General features: G+C 68.5%; 2 protein-coding genes. Both read right to left on the bottom strand.

The window, feature by feature from the left end:
* A partial coding sequence (locus tag PLL68_RS15035) for a peroxidase family protein (protein WP_502910733.1) occupies positions 1-1,016 on the bottom strand: 1,016 nt, incomplete at its 3' end.
* A 61-nt stretch (positions 1,017-1,077) separates the two neighbouring features.
* Complete coding sequence (locus PLL68_RS15030) at positions 1,078-1,515, bottom strand: Fur family transcriptional regulator (RefSeq protein ID WP_324535480.1); 438 nt, start codon at positions 1,513-1,515, stop codon at positions 1,078-1,080.
* Between the last annotated feature and the right edge of the window lie 26 nt (positions 1,516-1,541).

Here is a 1,541-nt window from a genome sequence, read left to right as displayed (position 1 = left end):
GTCTCGAAGTAGCTGTTGTCCCACGTCGTCGGCGTCGGGGTCCACGGACCCTCGAGGCCGCTGGTGATGGTGTCATTGCCCGACCCGGTGCCGTAGGTGTTCTTCCAGCCCAGGCCGACCTCGGCCATCGAGGCGCCCTCGGGCTCGGGGCCGACGTACTTGTTGGGGTCGGCGGCACCGTGGGTCTTGCCGAAGGTGTGACCACCGGCGATGAGGGCCACGGTCTCCTCGTCGTTCATCGCCATGCGGGCGAACGTCTCGCGGATGTCGCGGGCCGAGGCCAGCGCGCTCGGGGTGCCGTTGGGGCCTTCGGGGTTGACGTAGATCAGACCCATCTGCACGGCGGCCAGCGGGTTCTCGAGCTCGCGGTCACCGGTGTAGCGCTCGTCGCCGAGCCAGGTGTCCTCCGGGCCCCAGTAGACGTCCTCGTCGGGCTCCCACACGTCGGCGCGACCGCCGCCGAAGCCGAAGGTCTTGAAGCCCATCGACTCCAGTGCGACGTTGCCGGTGAGGACCATCAGGTCGGCCCAGGAGATCTGCTTGCCGTACTTCTTCTTGATCGGCCAGAGCAGGGCGCGGGCCTTGTCGAGGTTGGCGTTGTCGGGCCAGCTGTTCAGCGGCGCGAACCGCTGCATCCCCGCTCCGGCGCCACCGCGACCGTCGCTGATCCGGTAGGTGCCGGCGCTGTGCCAGGCCATCCGGATGAAGAGCGGGCCGTAGTGCCCGTAGTCGGCCGGCCACCAGTCCTGGGAGTCGGTCATGAGGGCGGTGAGGTCGGCGCGCAGGGCGTCGAGGTCGAGGCTCGCGAACGCCTCGGCGTAGTCGAAGTCCTCACCCATCGGGTTGGCTGCGGGCGCGTGCTTGCGCAGGATCTTCAGGTTGAGCTGGTCGGGCCACCACGTGCGGTTGCCAGCACCCTCAGTGGGGTGGTTGGCGGTGTGGATGACGGGACACAGTCCCTCGCTCTCCTCCGAGTTCATGTCTCCGACGACGGCGTCGTGGTTCTGCTCGCTCATGCTCTTCCTTCCAATGTGCTGGTGGGGCAGGGTGGTGGTCAGGCTGCGTGGGTGGTCAGTTTCATCGTGCCGCGTGTGCGACCTGTGCGCAGGTCGCACAGGTTCCCCAGTACGTGACTTCGGCCTCGTCGATCACGAAGCCCTGGTCGTCGGATGCCGTGAGGCACGGCGTCGCGGACACCGCGCAGTCCACGTCGGCGATCGCCCCGCAGGTGCGACAGACGACGTGGTGGTGGTTGTCCCCGACCCGGGCCTCGTACCGGGCCACGGAGCCAGCGGGTTGGATGCGGCGCAGCAGGCCCGCGGTGGTGAGGGCGCGCAGCACGTCGTAGACGGCCTGGTGGGACACCACGCCGAGCTCGTCACGGACGGCATCGATGACCGCATCCGTGCTCGCGTGCGGCGAGGAGTGGACTGCACCGAGGACGGCCAGTCGAGGGCGGGTGACCCGAAGGTTGTGCTTGCGCAGCAGCTGCTCGAGCTCAGGTGTGGTGGGCACGTCTCGAGTGTGCCCTCTTTCTGGAA

Source organism: Ornithinibacter sp. (assembly GCF_035443565.1).
In the GTDB taxonomy this organism is placed as follows: domain Bacteria; phylum Actinomycetota; class Actinomycetes; order Actinomycetales; family Dermatophilaceae; genus Fodinibacter.
This window is presented reverse-complemented; position numbering and strand designations above follow the sequence as displayed.